Annotated in this window: 16 protein-coding genes and 1 pseudogene; 8 read left to right on the top strand and 9 right to left on the bottom strand. The window is 63.6% G+C overall.

Annotated features, from left to right (window positions below):
• Positions 1-172 precede the first annotated feature (172 nt).
• Genes rfbB through rfbD form a run of 4 tightly spaced genes read left to right on the top strand, consistent with a single transcriptional unit; the run spans position 173 to position 3,556 of the window.
• Positions 173-1,216 (top strand): dTDP-glucose 4,6-dehydratase, encoded by a 1,044-nt coding sequence (rfbB, locus tag L2Y96_RS04800; protein WP_247333125.1) that lies wholly within the window; start codon positions 173-175, stop codon positions 1,214-1,216.
• Positions 1,213-2,100 carry a glucose-1-phosphate thymidylyltransferase RfbA gene (gene rfbA / locus L2Y96_RS04795; protein WP_247333123.1) on the top strand — a complete coding sequence of 296 codons (888 nt, stop codon included), beginning with the start codon at positions 1,213-1,215 and terminating at the stop codon, positions 2,098-2,100. Before rfbB ends, rfbA begins: the two co-directional genes overlap by 4 nt.
• Positions 2,097-2,654, top strand: coding sequence for a dTDP-4-dehydrorhamnose 3,5-epimerase (gene rfbC / locus L2Y96_RS04790; protein ID WP_247333121.1), 558 nt, complete (start codon positions 2,097-2,099; stop codon positions 2,652-2,654). Before rfbA ends, rfbC begins: the two co-directional genes overlap by 4 nt.
• Positions 2,651-3,556, top strand: coding sequence for a dTDP-4-dehydrorhamnose reductase (gene rfbD / locus L2Y96_RS04785; protein ID WP_247333120.1), 906 nt, complete (start codon positions 2,651-2,653; stop codon positions 3,554-3,556). The genes rfbC and rfbD overlap by 4 nt, the downstream gene beginning before the upstream one ends.
• On the opposite strand, the gene L2Y96_RS04780 is transcribed toward rfbD, so the two are convergent.
• The 7 genes and pseudogenes from L2Y96_RS04780 to L2Y96_RS04750 all read right to left on the bottom strand — a co-directional run bounded on the left by L2Y96_RS04780 (position 3,543) and on the right by L2Y96_RS04750 (position 9,717).
• Positions 3,543-3,893 carry a GtrA family protein gene (locus L2Y96_RS04780; protein WP_247333112.1) on the bottom strand — a complete coding sequence of 117 codons (351 nt, stop codon included), beginning with the start codon at positions 3,891-3,893 and terminating at the stop codon, positions 3,543-3,545. The genes rfbD and L2Y96_RS04780 overlap by 14 nt on opposite strands.
• Positions 3,894-3,983: 90 nt before the next feature.
• A pseudogene (locus tag L2Y96_RS04775) lies at positions 3,984-4,436 on the bottom strand (acyltransferase); the annotation flags it as partial.
• A gap of 11 nt (positions 4,437-4,447) precedes the next feature.
• Positions 4,448-6,277, bottom strand: coding sequence for a glutamine--fructose-6-phosphate transaminase (isomerizing) (gene glmS / locus L2Y96_RS04770; protein WP_247333110.1), 1,830 nt, complete (start codon positions 6,275-6,277; stop codon positions 4,448-4,450).
• 18 nt (positions 6,278-6,295) lie between these two features.
• On the bottom strand, positions 6,296-7,666 hold the full coding sequence (locus tag L2Y96_RS04765; protein ID WP_247333109.1) for a pyridoxal-phosphate dependent enzyme: 1,371 nt from the start codon (positions 7,664-7,666) through the stop codon (positions 6,296-6,298).
• Positions 7,667-7,871: 205 nt separating this feature from the next.
• A complete protein-coding gene (locus L2Y96_RS04760) occupies positions 7,872-8,102 on the bottom strand; it encodes an HP1242/YdcH family protein (RefSeq protein ID WP_247333107.1) in 231 nt (76 codons plus the stop codon).
• 377 nt (positions 8,103-8,479) lie between these two features.
• Positions 8,480-9,142, bottom strand: coding sequence for a DUF4398 domain-containing protein (locus L2Y96_RS04755; RefSeq protein WP_247333105.1), 663 nt, complete (start codon positions 9,140-9,142; stop codon positions 8,480-8,482).
• Complete coding sequence (locus L2Y96_RS04750) at positions 9,142-9,717, bottom strand: DUF4398 domain-containing protein (RefSeq protein WP_247333103.1); 576 nt, start codon at positions 9,715-9,717, stop codon at positions 9,142-9,144. Before L2Y96_RS04750 ends, L2Y96_RS04755 begins: the two co-directional genes overlap by 1 nt.
• 93 nt (positions 9,718-9,810) lie before the next feature.
• Here L2Y96_RS04750 and L2Y96_RS04745 point away from each other — a divergent pair, with 93 nt between their 5' ends.
• Positions 9,811-10,920 (top strand): PilT/PilU family type 4a pilus ATPase, encoded by a 1,110-nt coding sequence (locus L2Y96_RS04745; protein WP_283248862.1) that lies wholly within the window; start codon positions 9,811-9,813, stop codon positions 10,918-10,920.
• A gap of 88 nt (positions 10,921-11,008) precedes the next feature.
• On the opposite strand, the gene maiA is transcribed toward L2Y96_RS04745, so the two are convergent.
• On the bottom strand, positions 11,009-11,662 hold the full coding sequence (gene maiA / locus L2Y96_RS04740) for a maleylacetoacetate isomerase (RefSeq protein ID WP_247333101.1): 654 nt from the start codon (positions 11,660-11,662) through the stop codon (positions 11,009-11,011).
• A gap of 82 nt (positions 11,663-11,744) precedes the next feature.
• Here maiA and L2Y96_RS04735 point away from each other — a divergent pair, with 82 nt between their 5' ends.
• Genes L2Y96_RS04735 through L2Y96_RS04725 form a run of 3 tightly spaced genes read left to right on the top strand, consistent with a single transcriptional unit; the run spans position 11,745 to position 14,097 of the window.
• Entirely contained in the window at positions 11,745-12,926 is a 1,182-nt protein-coding gene (locus L2Y96_RS04735) for a phosphoglycerate kinase (protein ID WP_247333099.1), read from the top strand.
• The gene (locus tag L2Y96_RS04730; protein ID WP_247333097.1) at positions 12,926-13,558 is read left to right on the top strand and encodes an HAD hydrolase-like protein; all 633 of its coding nucleotides are present in this window, start codon (positions 12,926-12,928) and stop codon (positions 13,556-13,558) included. The genes L2Y96_RS04735 and L2Y96_RS04730 overlap by 1 nt, the downstream gene beginning before the upstream one ends.
• 50 nt (positions 13,559-13,608) lie before the next feature.
• Positions 13,609-14,097 (top strand): hypothetical protein, encoded by a 489-nt coding sequence (locus L2Y96_RS04725; protein WP_247333095.1) that lies wholly within the window; start codon positions 13,609-13,611, stop codon positions 14,095-14,097.
• Between the two features lie 194 nt (positions 14,098-14,291).
• On the opposite strand, the gene L2Y96_RS04720 is transcribed toward L2Y96_RS04725, so the two are convergent.
• Positions 14,292-16,382: an acyltransferase family protein gene (locus L2Y96_RS04720; protein ID WP_247333094.1), complete on the bottom strand. Its 2,091-nt coding sequence runs from the start codon at positions 16,380-16,382 to the stop codon at positions 14,292-14,294.
• Positions 16,383-16,460: the final 78 nt, after the last annotated feature.

Raw genomic sequence — 16,460 nt, 5'->3', positions numbered from 1 at the left:
TTTCCCGCAATTCCAGACCAAACCCCCGGATAGGGGGCGGAGCAAAGCGACCTATATTACCGTTTCGCCGCGCTGGAATTTCGCGAACGGCTGAAGCCGCATTCATCTAGGGCGTGCGTCATAATCCCTGCGCTCCTCGCCGCAATGACGTGGCCAGGCCATAAGGTTTTCCATGCATACTTTGCTTGTCACCGGCGGCGCCGGCTTTATCGGCGGAAACTTCGTCCATTTAGCGGTTAACGCCGGCCATCATGTCGTCAATTTGGATAAATTGACCTACGCAGGCAACCTTGCGACCCTTGCGGGTCTCAGTGGCCCGGGAGACCATCGGTTCGTCCATGGCGATATCGGCGACAAGGCCCTCGTCGCCAGCCTGCTGCGCGAGCACCGCCCCACGGCGATCATCAACTTCGCCGCCGAATCGCACGTCGACCGGTCGATCGACGGGCCGGCCGCCTTTGTCGAAACGAACGTCACCGGCACCCTTGCCCTGCTGGAGGCGGCACGCGAGTACCTGGCTTCGCTCCCAGCTGCAGAGGCCGCGCTATTCCGGTTCCTGCACGTCTCCACCGATGAGGTTTATGGCTCGCTAGGCAACGAGGGACGCTTCAGCGAACACACACCGTACGCGCCTAACTCTCCCTACTCGGCGAGCAAGGCCGCGTCGGATCACCTGGTCCGCGCCTTCCACCACACCTATGGATTGCCGACCTTGACCACCAACTGCTCGAACAACTACGGCCCCTGGCAGTTTCCCGAGAAGCTGATTCCCCTGGTCGTTCAGAAAGCATTGGCCGGAGAAGCGCTCCCGGTTTACGGCGATGGCCGAAATATTCGCGACTGGCTGTTCGTGGAGGATCACTGCGAGGCGATTTTCGCGGTGCTCGCCGGCGGCCGCCCTGGTGAAACCTACAACGTCGGCGGAGACAGCGAGCGGATGAATATCGATGTGGTCCATGCGATCTGCGACCTGCTCGACGAACGCATGCCCGCCGAACGCCCCCGGCGTGAGCTCGTGCGCTTCGTGCGCGACCGTCCGGGCCACGACCGCCGCTACGCGATCGATGCCAGCAAGCTCCAGACGGAACTTGGCTGGCGGCCTCGCCACGATTTCACCCAGGGGCTAGCGCGCACCATCGACTGGTACCTGGCAAACCAGCCCTGGGTCGCAAGCATTCTCGACGGCAGCTATCGCATGGAGCGTTTAGGCGCATGAAGGCACGCAAAGGCATCATCCTGGCTGGTGGCGCAGGTACCCGGCTGCATCCGATCACGCAAGCAGTAAGCAAACAGCTTCTGCCCGTGTACGACAAGCCCATGATCTATTACCCGCTGGGCACGCTGATGTTGGCGGGCATTCGCGACATCCTCATCATCAACACCCCGCATGAGCAGCATCTGTTCCAGCGACTGCTTGGCGATGGCTCGCAGTGGGGCATTGCCATCCGTTACGAAGTGCAGCCCTCGCCGGACGGACTCGCCCAGGCGCTCCTTATCGGCCGCGACTTCCTCGACGGCGCGCCGAGCGCCCTGGTGCTTGGCGACAATATCTTCTACGGCGATGGCCTTGTGGAGCGCATGCGCCGCGCTTCGGCGCGCGATACGGGCGCCACGGTCTTCGGCTACCAGGTGAAAGACCCCGAACGTTACGGCGTCGCCTCGTTCGATGCCGAAGGCCGGGTCACCGATATCGTCGAAAAGCCAACGCAACCGCGCTCGAATTTCGCAGTCACCGGGCTGTATTTCTATGATGAGCACGCGTCGGATTACGCTGCGGAGCTCACGCCATCGCCCCGCGGCGAGCTGGAAATCACCGACCTCAACCGGCGCTATCTTCGCGACGGCAAACTCAACATGGAGCAGCTTGGCCGCGGCCATGCGTGGCTCGACACAGGTACGCACGAATCCCTCATGGAAGCCGGCAATTACATCCAGACGATCGAGAATCGCCAGGGCCTGAAGATTTGCTGCCCCGAGGAAATCGCCTTCATCCACGGCTGGATCGACCGGCAGCAGCTCGAGGCACTGGCGGCGCCGCTTGCCAAGATCGGCTACGGGCAATATCTGCTCCGGCTGGCCGAGCAGGGGCCGGGCCGATGAAATGCCATGACACCGAACTGCCGGGCGTCATCCTGATCGAGCCTGCAGTCTTTGGCGACGAACGCGGTTTTTTCTACGAGGCATTCAACCAGGCGCGCTTCGCCGCGGCAGGCATCGATGCCACCTTCGTCCAATCGAACGTATCGCGCTCAAGCCGCGGCGTGTTGCGCGGGCTGCACTACCAGTGGCCAAACCCGCAGGGCAAGCTAGTCAGTGTGCTCGAGGGCGAGGTGTACGACGTGGCCGTGGATATCTGCCCCGATTCGCCAACGTTCGGGCGCTACGTCGGCGCCATGCTTTCGGCGGACAACAAGCGCCACCTGTGGATTCCGCCGGGGTATGCGCACGGCTTCTGTGTGGTATCCGAGTTCGCCACGTTCACCTACCAATGCACCACCGCCTACGATAGGGCAGCTGACGCCGCCATCCGCTGGGACGATGCCAGGTTCGCGATCGACTGGCCATTGAGCCACCCGGAGCTTTCGGAAAAGGATCGCCGCGCGCCGTTCTTCGATGACGTGCCGCGTGATCGCTTGCCGGATTACATCGCGTGACGATCCTGCTCCTAGGGGCCGACGGACAGCTTGGGGGATACCTTCGATCCACTCTCGCCCCTTTGGGAAGGGTGGTTGCCGTTACACGGCGCGGGGCTGGCGGCAGTGACATTGCCTGCGACCTCACCGATCGCAACGCGGTCCGCGAACTGCTGCTAGCCGAACGCCCGTCACTGGTCGTGAACGCGTCGGCGTATACGGCGGTCGATGCGGCGGAACACGACATCGAAGCAGCCCGGGCAATGAATGCAACGCTGCCCGGGCTGCTGGGCGAGATAGGTCGCACCGTCGGAGCAGGCATCATCCACTACTCCACCGACTATGTCTTCGCGGGCGACGCCCGGCACTCCTATCGCGAAGCGGACGTAACGGTTCCAGTGAATGTCTATGGGCAAACCAAGCTCGAGGGCGAGCAATCACTCGCCGCATCGGGCGCTGATCACCTCATCCTGCGAACCGCATGGGTGTATAGCCTGCAAGGCCGCAATTTCCTGACAACCATGCTCCGGCTCGCACGCGAGCGCGGTGAGCTGAGCGTGGTGGCAGACCAGCATGGAAGCCCCACAAGTGCGCCCTTGCTAGCTCGCAGCACGGCACACATCGTCAAAAACTGGCACCCTGGACGTGGGCGCCAGCAAGGCGTTTACCACCTGACAGCGAGCGGTAGCACGACCTGGCACGGCTTCGCCGAGGCTATCATCGCGAACGCCGTAGCCGTTGGCGCGCTATCCCACCCCGTGCCCGTGAAGGCCATCACCACGTCAGCGTTCCCTACTCCGGCACGGCGCCCCGCGTGGTCGCTATTGGATACGCATCGTATTAAAGCCGACTTTGCACTCGCTTTGCCGCGCTGGGAGGACGATCTCGCGGAAGTGATGGCACCGCTGCCTAGCCGTGCCTGAACACCCAGAACTTCGCGCCGACGAAATTGAAGACCATGCCGACCCCGACACCAGCAGCCACGGCGACCAACGGCGCCCATACGGCATGCGGAAGCACCAGGATAGCGGCGCTGTAGACGCCGTAATTGGCGACCGCACCGATAGAACTGGCGGCCAGGTAGTGTGCAAACTCGGATAGCAGACCTCGGCCCTCCGGAGGACGAAAGGTAATCGTACGGTTGATTACCCAGGTCGTGATAATCGCGCACAGAAACGATATCGAACGTCCCCAAAACGGCCCGAACCCACACGCGAGCGCGGCGTACAACACACCGGTATCGACCAGGAAACCGGCCACGCCGGCCACCGCGAACCCGGCAAGCTGCCGCCTCAACCCCGACGCTCCGAATCGACGTGCAACATCATTTCGCCTTTATCGGCCGACTCAGGCCACATAGCGCACGATACGCGCAGGGTTTCCTACCACGACAGCCCGCGGCGGCACGGATCGCGTCACAACCGCCCCCGCGCCCACCATCGCGCCCTCACCAATCTCGATACCGGGAAGGATCGTCGCATTGGCACCGATGGATGCCCCCCGGTGCACGATCGTTTCCAGAAACCCTTCCTCCGGATACACGCGCGAGCGCGGATGCCGGTCGTTGGTAAACGTCGCATTGGGGCCGATGAACACATCGTCGCCCACGCGTAAACCATCCCACAGTTGCACACCACTTTTCACGGTGACCCGATCCCCCACCACGACATCGTTTTCGATGAAGCAGTGGGAACAGATATTGCAATCCGCCCCGATCACGGCGCCGCGCAGGATAACGACGAACTGCCAGACGCGCGTGCCGTTGCCGATGGCAGACGACTGCACATCGGCCGAAGGGTGAATGCCCGGGCCTGTCACTCCACCGTCACCGATTTCGCCAGGTTACGCGGCTGATCCACATCGGTGCCGCGCAAGACCGCCACGTGGTACGCCAGCAGCTGCATCGGCACGGTAAACACGGCCGGGGCGATCAGGTCGCCACCACCATCGACCAGGACCGTGGCCAGGCGCTCCGTATCGGTATCCAGGTCCGCGCGTTCGTCGGCAAAGACGATCAGCTCGCCGCCACGCGCCCGCACTTCCTGCAGGTTCGATTTCAGCTTGTCGAGCAGCGGGCCGTTCGGTGCCACGGCGACGATCGGCATGTTCTCATCCACCAGTGCCAGCGGGCCATGCTTGAGCTCGCCTGCCGGGTAGGCTTCGGCGTGGATATAGGAGATTTCCTTAAGCTTGAGCGAGCCTTCCAACGCCACCGGGAACTGTGCGCCACGGCCCAGGAACAGGGCGTGCTGCTTGGCGACGAAGTGGTCGGCGATGGCGACGATCTGGTCTTCGCTCTTAAGCGCGTTCTCGATGTAGCGCGGCAGCGACTGCAGTTCCTGGCAGTGTGCCAGGTAAGCGGCACGATCCAGCCCACGGCGGCGGCCCAGGTCGAGCGCCAGCAGAGCGAACGCCGTGAGCTGGGTAGTGAACGCCTTGGTCGACGCCACGCCGATCTCCGGGCCCGCGCGCGTCATCAGGCGCAGGTCGGATTCGCGCACGACCGACGATTCCGGCACGTTGCAGATCGCAAACGTGGCGAGGTAGCCACGGCGGCGCGATTCGCGCATGGCGGCCAGGGTGTCGGCGGTTTCGCCTGACTGGGACACCGCCACGAACAACGTATCGTCCGGCACCACGACGTCACGGTAGCGATATTCGCTGGCCACTTCGACCACGACGGGGATACGAGCCAGTTCTTCGATCCAGTACTTCGCCACCATGCCCGCGTGGTAACTGGTGCCGCAAGCCACGATATGGATGGCGCGAGCCTTGTCCAGGATGGGGTCCGCGTCGATACCAAAAATATTCGGCAGCACGCCGTGGGGGCCAATCCGGCCTTCCAGCGTATCGGCCACGGCACGCGGCTGCTCGAAGATTTCTTTCTGCATGTAGTGGCGGTATTCGCCACGCTCTACCGAGTCGGCGCTGATCTCGCTTTCGTGCGCGGCGCGATCCACCGGGTTGCCGTGGATATCGAACACCTGCACGTCGTTGCGGGTGATCTCGACGATGTCGTCTTCTTCCAGGTACATCATGCGGTTGGTGACCTTGATGAGCGCCTGGGCATCGGAGCCCAGGAAGTGCTCACCAATGCCGATGCCCACCAACAAGGGGCAACCGCGGCGCGCGCCGACGATGCGGCCCGGCTCGTCCAGGCTCATCACCGCAATGGCGTAGGCACCTTCCAGCTCGCGCACGGCGGCCGTGACCGCATCGCGGAGCGACTTGCCTGCCTGCACGTGCTCATCGATGACCGCACCCATCACCTCGGTGTCGGTTTGCGAATGGAACGTGCGGCCCTTGGCCTGCAGCCCTTCGCGCAGGCTGGCGTAGTTCTCGATGATGCCGTTATGGACGATGGCGATGCGGCCCTGCACGTGCGGGTGCGCGTTCACCTCGCTGGGGACACCGTGGGTCGCCCAGCGCGTGTGCGCGATACCCGTGCCGCCCGGGATCGGATCGGCGTCGTAAAGGGCCTCCATTTCGCGGACCTTGCCCTTGGCACGGACGCGGCGGATTTCGCCTTCATCCGCAATGGCCATGCCTGCGGAATCATAGCCGCGGTATTCGAGGGCCTTGAGGCCCGCAATCAGGATGGGCGCGATATCACGCTGTGCAACGGCAGCAACGATTCCACACATGGTCTTTCCCCTTGATCCTTAATTGACCTTGCGACGCAGGTAGTTGAGCAAGTCGATGCGGGTAATGAGGCCGAGGAACTGCTCGCCATTGACGACGATGGCGACGTGCCCCTTTTCGAACACTGACATCAGCGATTCGATCGACGAGGTGACCTGGATCATCTCGGGCGAGGCGATCATCGCGGTCTCGACCCTGTCACGGAACCGCGATTCATCGGCATGGACATGCAGCAGCACATCCGATTCATCGAGGATGCCGACGATACGGTCGCCCTCCATGACCGGCAGCTGGGAGACGTCGTACAGCTTCATGCGGTTGTACGCGGTGACCAGCAGGTCATCCGGTTTGACCACCACGGTGTCGCGCTGGGCGTACGGACGCAGGATGAGATCGCGCAGATCGCCGTAGTGCTCACGCTCGATGAAGCCGTTATCGAGCATCCAGTAATCGTTGTACATCTTCGACAGGTACTTGTTACCCGTATCGCAGACCAGCGTGACCACTCGCTTGGGCGTGGTCTGTTCGCGGCAGTACTTGAGTGCGGCAGCCAGCAGGGTGCCTGTCGAGGAGCCGCCGAGCACGCCCTCTTTCGAGAGCAGCTCGCGCGCGGCGAGGAAGCTTTCCTTGTCGGAGATGGCGAACGCCTTCTCCACCATCGAAAAATCGCTGATCGACGGGAGGAAATCCTCGCCGATGCCTTCGACCATCCACGAGCCCGACTTCTCGGAAAGCGTGCCTTCGTTGATGTACTGGGCCAGGATCGAACCGACCGGGTCGGCGAGAACGATCTTCGTATCCGGCGAATGCTCGCGAAGGTAAGCGGTGAGGCCGCTCATGGTGCCCGAGGAACCACAGCCCACGACGATGGCGTCAACCTTGCCATCAAGCTGGTCGAGGATCTCCGGGCCGGTGGTCTGCACGTGGGCGGCGGGGTTATCCGGGTTGCCGAACTGATTGATGAAGTACGCGCCCGGCGTTTCGCGGGCGATGCGCTCCGCCATGTCCTGGTAGTACTCCGGGTGGCCCTTGGCCACGTCCGATCGGGTAAGCACCACTTCGGCGCCCATGGCCTTCAGGTTGAAAATCTTCTCGCGGCTCATCTTGTCGGGTACGACCAGGATCAGGCGGTAGCCTTTCTGCTGGGCGACCAGGGCAAGGCCCAGGCCCGTGTTGCCGGCCGTACCTTCGACCAGGGTGTCACCCGGCTTGATCTTCCCGGCGCGCTCGGCGCCCTCGATCATGGACATGCCGATGCGGTCCTTCACCGAACCGCCCGGGTTGGCGCTTTCCAGTTTCAGGAACAGCTCGCAACAGCCGGTATCCAGGTGCTGGGCCCGCACCATGGGTGTGCGGCCGATCAGATCGAGGACGCTGTCATGAACCTTCATTGGAACTCCGTAGGTGTGCTGGCGGGGCCCCTTCGACCCTGCCCGATGGGCGCCCATGATAGTGGGTGCCGCGACCGTTCGAGCCCCCGCTGTTCAGGCTACGGCGAAACGATGTATGCGAGACCTCTCATTCGGCACACGGTTCCTTATGCGGCGCAACAAAAAGGGCGCGACATGCGCGCCCTTCCTTTACCTGTTGTTCGACTCAGTGCGGCCGTGAGGCCTGCCAGGAATCCCACATTCGTTCGAGTTTTTCCTTGGCGTGCAGCTTATCCCGCTTCATCTGGGTGAGGTCCCGGTCGCTGAGCGGAAGACATCCGCGACCCGCTTCCTCAAGCTTCTTGTTCAGTTCCTGATGTTGGGAATAAAGACGACGGGTTTCGACGCTGGCATGGATGAATTTCTCGACGTCGTCACGCTGCTGGTTTTCGAACATTGCAGATCTCCTCGCGGTGGGGCCGGCCCATGGCATGGGGCGGTCGTGAGGGGAGCCATGCGGGCACGCTGTGGCATCGGAAGCGGAATGGTTCGCGATGGGCGGGCCTATGAACTTCAACGCATGCTCCGGCAGGAACCCGACACGTGAATTCTGGGTGTCGGGAGATCCAACCTACTCCGCTGTCCGGAGGGCTGCAAGGGAGAATTTTCGCAAAAACGCGCGCAAAAACGGTTGCACTGGCAACGGCTTACGCGGCAGGCAAAGGGCCGGGCGTTGCGGCAGGCGGGCGGCCGCCCTTGGCGGCCATCGCGTGCAAGCACGCTCCTACATAGGTGTCGCTGGCTTGTAGGAGCGCGCTTGTGCGCGGCGGGGCGTCAGTTACCGCCCGAGGCCTTCTTCTTGGACGAACCGGTGGCCGGCGTGTTGGCCGGGGCACCGCCGTCCGAGGAGTTCAGATCACGCATGGCGCGCGCGGCCGATTCGGCCAGGGCGGCCTGCTTCTTGGCGGCGTTGGCGACGCGAGCCTGCGCGGCGGCGACCTGACGGGCCTTGTCGCCCTCGGCCTTGGCCTGTTCCAGCGCCTGGGAATACTCCACGCCCTGCTGCTGCAGGCGGGCGGCTTCTTCCTGGATCATCTGGTTCTGCTGGCGCTGCTGCTCGAGCTGGCGACGGGCCATCTCGGTATCGAGGCGGCTGGCTTCCAGCAGGATGGCGTCGTGCTCGCGGTCAAGCTGAGCGCTCTTGGCCTGGGCGTCCTGAAGCTGGGCCATCGCCTTGGCGATGTCGACCCGGCGCTCGGCCACGTACTGGTAGTGGGCGTGCTCCTTGTCCTTCGGCTTGAACTGGGCCATCTGGTTGATGGCTTCGCGGGCCCGGGCCTGCTCGGCCTGGGCGTAGCTGCCAAGGGTCGGATCGCTCGAGAGCTGGTCCAGGCTGGTGTTCAGGCGGCGCACGTCGAGGTCATCGGTGGCGGCCACGGCCACGCCGGCCGAAAAGGCCAGCGCGAGGGCGGAGAGGAGGATCGTGTAGCGCTTCATCACTGGCCTCCCTGGTTATTCGGCTGCGGCTGGTTGTTCTGCGGCTGGATGTAACCGCCACCATTGTCGTTCAGCGGCTGGGTCTGGCCGCCCACGGGCGGCGGGGTGCTATCCGTGGCTTCCGGCAGGACGGATTCCGTCTCCTGCACGTTGTTCGGGATGGGCACCGTATCGTTCTGGTGGTTGTCGATCATTTCGACGCGCATCTGCGCGTTTTCCTTGCTCTTGGCAGAGTTCTGGGCGCGGGCGGCACCCAGGCGGGCCTTGGCGCGGGCCAGTTCGCTATCCGCGCGCGACTCATCGGCGAGCACCGACGCATCGTCGTACTTCTTCGACGCCATCGCCGCCTGTGCCTGGCGGAACTTGCTTTGGGCATAATCGAGATCGACCGGCGCGTAATCGGCAGCGCCGGCATCGCGAGCGGCCTGTAACTGGGCCAGGGCCTGGTTCATGGGACCATCCGGCGGCGGCGTGCTTGCGCAGCCAGCCAGGGTGGCGAAAGCCAGGGCCAGAGCGGCCTGGGCAAGGAGCCGGCGGCCCTTCGGCAGGGCGTTCGACGGCAAGTTGTGCACCATCACTCGTTCCTCTTACAGCTTTGCGAGATATTGTCGATATAGAAAGTCGGGAGACCGTCGTCTCGATTGTAATGCGAACCAACGGGGGTTTAGGTGGATATCGGTTATTTCCTGAAACTGATGGTGGACAAGGGCGCGTCGGACATGTTCCTGACGACCGGTGCCCCTGTGAACATCAAGGTGGAAGGCAAGCTTTACCCGCTTGGTAACACGGGCCTGCCCAGCGGCATGGTCAAGAAGATCGCCTATTCCCTGATGGACGAGGGCCAGGTTCCCCAGTTCGAGCGCGATCTCGAGCTGAACATGGCGCTGGCGGTGAAGGAAGCCGGCCGTTTCCGTATCAACGTTTTCAAGCAGCGTGGCGAGATCGGCATGGTTATCCGTGCCATCAAGAGCGAGATCCCGTCCCTGGAAGAGCTCCAGTTGCCGGGTATTTTCCGCGACCTGATCATGGAGCCGCGCGGCCTTATCCTGGTCGTCGGCGCCACCGGCTCGGGCAAGTCCACCACCCTGGCGGCCATGCTCGACCACCGCAATACCAATAGCTCGGGCCATATCCTCACGATCGAGGACCCCATCGAGTACCTGCACCGCCACAAGCGCTCCATCGTGAACCAGCGCGAAGTGGGCCTGGATACGCACAGCTATCACGAGGCGTTGAAGAACGCGATGCGTGAAGCGCCCGATGTGATCATGATCGGCGAAATTCGCGACACGGAGACGATGGAAGCCGCCATCGCCTTCTCGGAAACCGGCCACCTGTGCCTGGCGACCCTGCACTCTAACAATGCGGACCAGACCCTCGAGCGCATCCTGAACTTCTTCCCGGAATCGGCACACAAGAACGTGCTGATGAACCTGGCCCTGAACCTGCGCTCGGTGATCAGCCAGCGCCTGGTGCTGGGCAAGGACGGCCGCCGCATGCCGGCGACCGAAGTGCTGCTGAACACCCCGCTCATCCGCGACATGATCCGCCGTGGCCAGATCCACGAGGTGAAGGACGCCATGGATCGCAGCCTGCAGGAAGGCATGCAGACCTTCGACCAGTCGCTCTACCGCCTGTACAAGGAAGGCCGGATCACGCTCGAGGAATGCCTGAACAAAGCAGATTCGCGTGATGGCCTGGCCCTGAAGATCCGCCTGTCCGAGGGCGCGACCGGTAACGAGTTCGCTTCGAGCGATCCGTACGGGATCGGCGTTTAATTCGTAGCGCCTCGCGGATCGCGCGCGAGCGCGCTCCTACAAGAGCCTTCGCAGGTCTTTTGTAGGAGGGCGTCTGCGCGCGATGCCTTCAGGTCCGCGGCGCGTCGGCCTGCACCTCGGGCGCCGCCGCCTGGAACGCCTCAAGCGCCTGGCAGTTAGCCACCACCCGGCGGATCAGCGGGTACGGACCCAGGTCGAGTTCCCAGCGCACCGCGTTGTAGTACTGCGGCACAAGGCACGCATCGGCGATCGTCGGCGTATCGCCCCAACAGAACGTGCCGCGCGGCCCCTGCGCCAGCAGGGCCTCGATACCGTCGAAGCCATGCCCGATCCAGCGCCGGGACCACGCGGCCTTGGCCGCCTGATCCGCCCCGAACCGTGCTTCGAGCTCCTTCAGCACCCGCAGATTGCCCAGCGGGTGGATATCCGTGCCCACAGCGAGCGCCAGCTCACGGACGCGCGCACGGTGGCGCGGATCGGCAGGCAGCAAGGAAGGCGTCGGGCGAGTCTCTTCCAGATACTCCAGGATGGCCATCGACTGGCGAACGACAAAGTCGCCATCCACCAGGGTCGGGAGCTGGCCCTGCGGCGAAACCTCGCGATAACCCGGCTTCAGATGGTCGCCCCCCTCGTTCACCAGGCTGATGAACCTCGATTCATAGGCCAGGCCCTTCAGGTTCAGGGCGATGCGGATCCGGTAAGCGGCGCTGGAACGCCAGTACGTATAGAGAGCAAGGGCCATGGGACTTCCTTCTGTGGTCCGCCGATTCTAGCGGGGACGCTACAATCAGGGTTTTCCTGACATCCCCAGCTGGAGTCCCACCGTGTCCGTCATCCGCATGCAAGACCTCGACCTGCGCGGCAAGCGCGTCCTGATCCGCGAAGACCTGAACGTGCCGGTCGAGAACGGCAAGATCACCTCCACCCAGCGCCTGGATGCCTCCCTGCCCACGATCGTCGCCGCCCGCGACGCCGGTGCGAAGGTCATGGTCATCTCCCACCTGGGCCGCCCGAAGGAAGGTGAATTCGACGAGGCCTCCTCGCTCAAGCCGGTGGCCGAGTGGCTGGCCCATAAGCTGGGCAACGAGGTGCGCCTGGTGCGTGACTACCTCGACGGTGTCGATGTCGCCGATGGCGAAGTGGTCGTCCTCGAGAATTGCCGCATGAACGTCGGCGAGGGCAAGGATGACGAAGCCCTGTCGAAGAAGTACGCCGCCCTGTGCGACGTGTTCGTCATGGATGCCTTCGGTACCGCGCACCGCGCGCAGGCCTCGACCCACGGCGTGATCCGCTTTGCCCCCATCGCCGCCGCCGGTCCGCTGCTGGCGAAGGAGCTCGACGCGCTGGGCAAGGCCCTCGAGAATCCGCAGCGCCCCCTGCTCGCCATCGTCGCCGGCTCCAAGGTGTCCACCAAGCTCGAGCTTCTGCAGAACCTGGTCGGCGGTGTCGAACAGTTGATCGTCGGCGGCGGTATCGCCAACACCTTCATCCTCGCTTCCGGTTACAAGGTCGGTAAGTCGCTCGTGGAAGCCGACCTGCTCGACACCGCGAAGAAGATCATGGCCGACGCCAAGGCGCGCGGCGCCGACGTGCCTGTGCCGACCGACGTGGTCGTCGCCACCGAGTTCTCGGCCTCAGCCAAGGCCACGGTGAAGGCCGTCGACCAGGTGGCGGACGACGAGATGATCCTGGACATCGGCCCGGACACCGCAAAGCGCTATGCCGACCTGATCGCGAAGGCCGGCACGGTCGTGTGGAACGGCCCGGTCGGCGTGTTCGAGTTCGACGCGTTCGGCAAGGGCACCGAAACGCTCGCACGTGCCATCGCCGCCTCGAAGGCGTTCTCGATCGCCGGCGGCGGCGACACGCTCGCCGCCGTCGACAAGTACGGCATCGAAGACGGCGTGTCCTACATCTCGACCGGCGGCGGTGCGTTCCTGGAATTCCTCGAAGGCAAGGAACTCCCGGCCGTCGCTGCGCTCAAGGCCCGGGCGGACAAGAAGTAATGCTTTTTCTCTTCGATCTCGATGGCACGCTCATCGATTCCGAGGTCGGCATCCTCGCCGGCATCCGCCACTCCATGGCGGCTGTCGGCGCCGAGCCGCCCGACCACGCCACGATGCGCTCGTGGATCGGCCCTCCCCTGCGCGTGAGCTTCGGCGCGGTTCTCGATGGCGATAGCGAACGCGTTGAAGCGGCCGTCGCCGCCTATACCGAGCGGTTCCACGAAGTGGGCTGGTCCGAGCACACCGTTTACGATGGCATCCCTGAGCTGATCGCCGGCCTCGCTGCTCGAGGTCATCAGCTTGCCGTCGTGACGAGCAAGACCCGCGCACACGCCGAACGCATCCTCGCCAACCTGCCGTTCGCAGCGGCATTCGAACGCGTTTACGCACCAGGCCCGCTCAGTGCGCACAGCGAGAAGGCCGAGATGGTCGCCGCGGCGCTCGCCGACTTCGGCCACGTGGAGTCGGAGACCTTCATGATCGGCGACCGCCGTTACGACATGGATGGTGCCGTCGCCAACAGCGTGCGCGGCATCGGCGTGCTGTGGGGCTTTGGTGACCGGGCCGAGCTGGAAGCGGCCGGTGCGTGGAAGGTCGTCGAGACGCCTGCGGAGATTCTTGCGCTGGCGTAACCAACAAGGGCGTTATCCACAGCGAATGTGGATACGCCCTGCATAACCGTGTGGATAACCCGGACCAGACCTTTTCCTGCAATGACTTAGGTCATGCTGGTCACGACGCGACCACGGCACTTTCGTTCGCGCCCTTCCCGAGCTACCGTTACGGCATGCTGCATCGCGACTGTCACGGAGGAAATATGCGCGCTGTCCTGTTTCTGTCGGCACTCTCCGCCGCCTCGTTGCTCCCCGCTCATGCCGCCGAAAGTCAGGCGACTCCAGGGAGTTGGACGCCCCCACTTCATAGCGTCGATACGAGCACGCCGCCATCGGCAAAATCGCCTTTTGCGGACGGATTTGCTGCGAAGAAGCTGGGTCCGGGCGCGCGGCTGCTCACCGCGGCCACCGTCATGGCTCTACAAAGCACCAGCTTTGCTCACATCGAGGTCGTCGACCAGTCGAACGTCATGGGCTACGGACCCTCCGGCAACCCCGGCCGCTCCGGTGACCGCAGCTTTGTGGGAGACAAGTCGATGGATAAGGGCATTCGCTGAGCCTCAGCGTAAGAGCCTTTGGCGATCGTCTGGAAGTCGAACCCGCCGGCGCATTTCGAAGAGCCGAGGCATCTGCGGATGTTGTGTGCATCATCACCAAGTGGCGTTATCCACAGCGAATGTGGATACGCCCTGCACAAACCTGTGGATAAGCGAGAGAAGCCCCTTCGCCTCAGCGACTTAGCTTTCGCTGATTAATGATTGCCCACACTGCTCGCCGCCTGGCGCATCGCCTCAGTGAAAGGCCCAAGCAACAAGCGATCGCCAAACGCGCTGACGTGGTCGCCATCGAAGAACAGCGGCTTGCCGTCCCTGAAGCCCTCGCATACGGCGCTATCCGGGCACATCACAGGAAACGGGTCGAATACGCTTGTGCGCGGAAGCCCCTGCGTTGCTGTCGCGATAGTCTTCAACATGGGCGCGCGAAGCCGCTCGATCTCGTTTCGATCGACGGCAGGGCCACCGCGGCACATCGGGTTGCTTTGGGTCCACGGGTCAGCGCAACGATAGAGCGGTGCGTTAAGCAGGAGGTTGGGTGCCTCCATGACGATCGAAGCGCCCGTTTTCGCCAACAGGTCGAGGCTTTCCCTGCCCTCTACGGCGGCCTTCGCTCTGGTTGCGGATGCGCTATCCGAGAGCCAGGCCGAGATGACATCTGCGTGCGGATAACGGACCCATTGGTCGACAAAGCGCGGCATGCGTAACGACGGCAGGAAGACGACATCGCCTGCCTTCAGCCGTGGCACCAAGTCCGCGACGACGGCCTGGATGCTCGCCTGGCAGCGCGGCGTGCTTTCCACACCCCCCTGGAAAGCAAGGAAGGAGCAACCTGCATTGTTGTAGAGCGTCACCGTGGCGCCCGTGTCACGAGTGTAGTCGGCGAACATCGAGCCGAACGCCATGGCATGGGAATCACCTACGACGAAGACCGCGGGAGCCGATATCGGGCTCGCACACGCGGCGCGCGTGTAGGTAATTCGCACGCCTTCGGCGACACGATCTACCGTAGGCGCACCCACCCCGCAAGCTGGCGGCGCTGTCTTACGCACCAGTTTCGTGGGATACCAGTCATCCGCGTGACGGGCCACCGTGCTCAACGACCATTCGGGTTGCTTATGGTCGATGCCGCGGAAAACGTGGGTTCCGGCGTAAAGGCCCAACAGGCCACACGCCACGACGGCGATGCGCGGGAGATTCCGCACCCTGGCCGAACGGCGCACGGGATTCTCGACAAACCGCCAGGAGAGCACGGCCAGGATCAGCGACAGAGCAATAACCGCGATCTGGTGACTTGGCTGGTCCAGACCAACCGTCCAGCGGAACAGGACGACGACAGGCCAATGCCAAAGGTAGAGCGAGTAGGAGATGGCGCCGACGGCTCGCACTGGCCGCAGCGTCAACAGTCGCACCAGTGGCGACGCCACAGGCTGCTGGTGAAGGGCCCCGAGGAGAAGCAACGTACCGGCTACGGCAGCGAATGCATCGGGTATGGGGAATCGCTCCGTTTTCGCAGAGACCAGCGCGAACACCACAAGCGCCAGGCCCACAGCTCCCAGCACGGTCCGCCACGGGTGATGGCGCTGCGTCGCTTCGTGGTCGAAGCGCTTCCCGCTTAACGCCATCAGCTGGTAAAGGAGTACGCCTGCACCCAGTTCCCAGAGCCGCGCGGGAAGCAGATAGAACGCATGCAGCGGCGCCACCGGCTGTACATGCACCGCATATCCGAGCGACGCGACTATCGCCACGACCGCCAGGGAGACGGCCAGATGCCGCCAGCGGCCGCCCAGCGTCCACACCCAGCACAGCAGGGGAAACAGCAGATAGAACTGCTCTTCGACGCCAAGTGACCAGGTATGCGTGTAGGGGTTGTACTCAGCCGTCGGCGAGAAGTAGCTATTGGCATTACGCGACAGGATCAGGTTGCTGAACCCGAAGAACGCATACCTGCCCGTTTCCTGGCTGTTCTCGCTTAGCCACGCGTCCGGGATAAACAACGTCGCCGCGAGGCAGGTGACCAGCAGGCAGACGACGAGGGCCGGCGCAATGCGCTGGATGCGACGGGAGAGGAAATACAGGAAAAAACGGTGCGGAGGACCCGGCGGCCGCTGTCCCACCGATGCACTGACGACAAACCCTGAGATGACGAAGAACACATCCACACCCGCGAACCCACCCGGCAGCCAGGCGCTGTTGAGGTGGTACGCCAGCACCGACAGCACCGCGATGGCACGGAGGCCATCGATATACGGGAAATAGGCGTGTCGCTCGCGGCGCGGGTGGCTCATGGGGCTCGGGTCATCCATGGAAACCGGAAGATTAGCAGGCAGGCGGTCCCCGCGCCCGTCAGCCAAGGCCTACACGCA

This window comes from Luteibacter aegosomaticola (genome assembly GCF_023078475.1).
GTDB classification, from domain to species: Bacteria; Pseudomonadota; Gammaproteobacteria; order Xanthomonadales; family Rhodanobacteraceae; genus Luteibacter; species Luteibacter aegosomaticola.
This window is presented reverse-complemented; position numbering and strand designations above follow the sequence as displayed.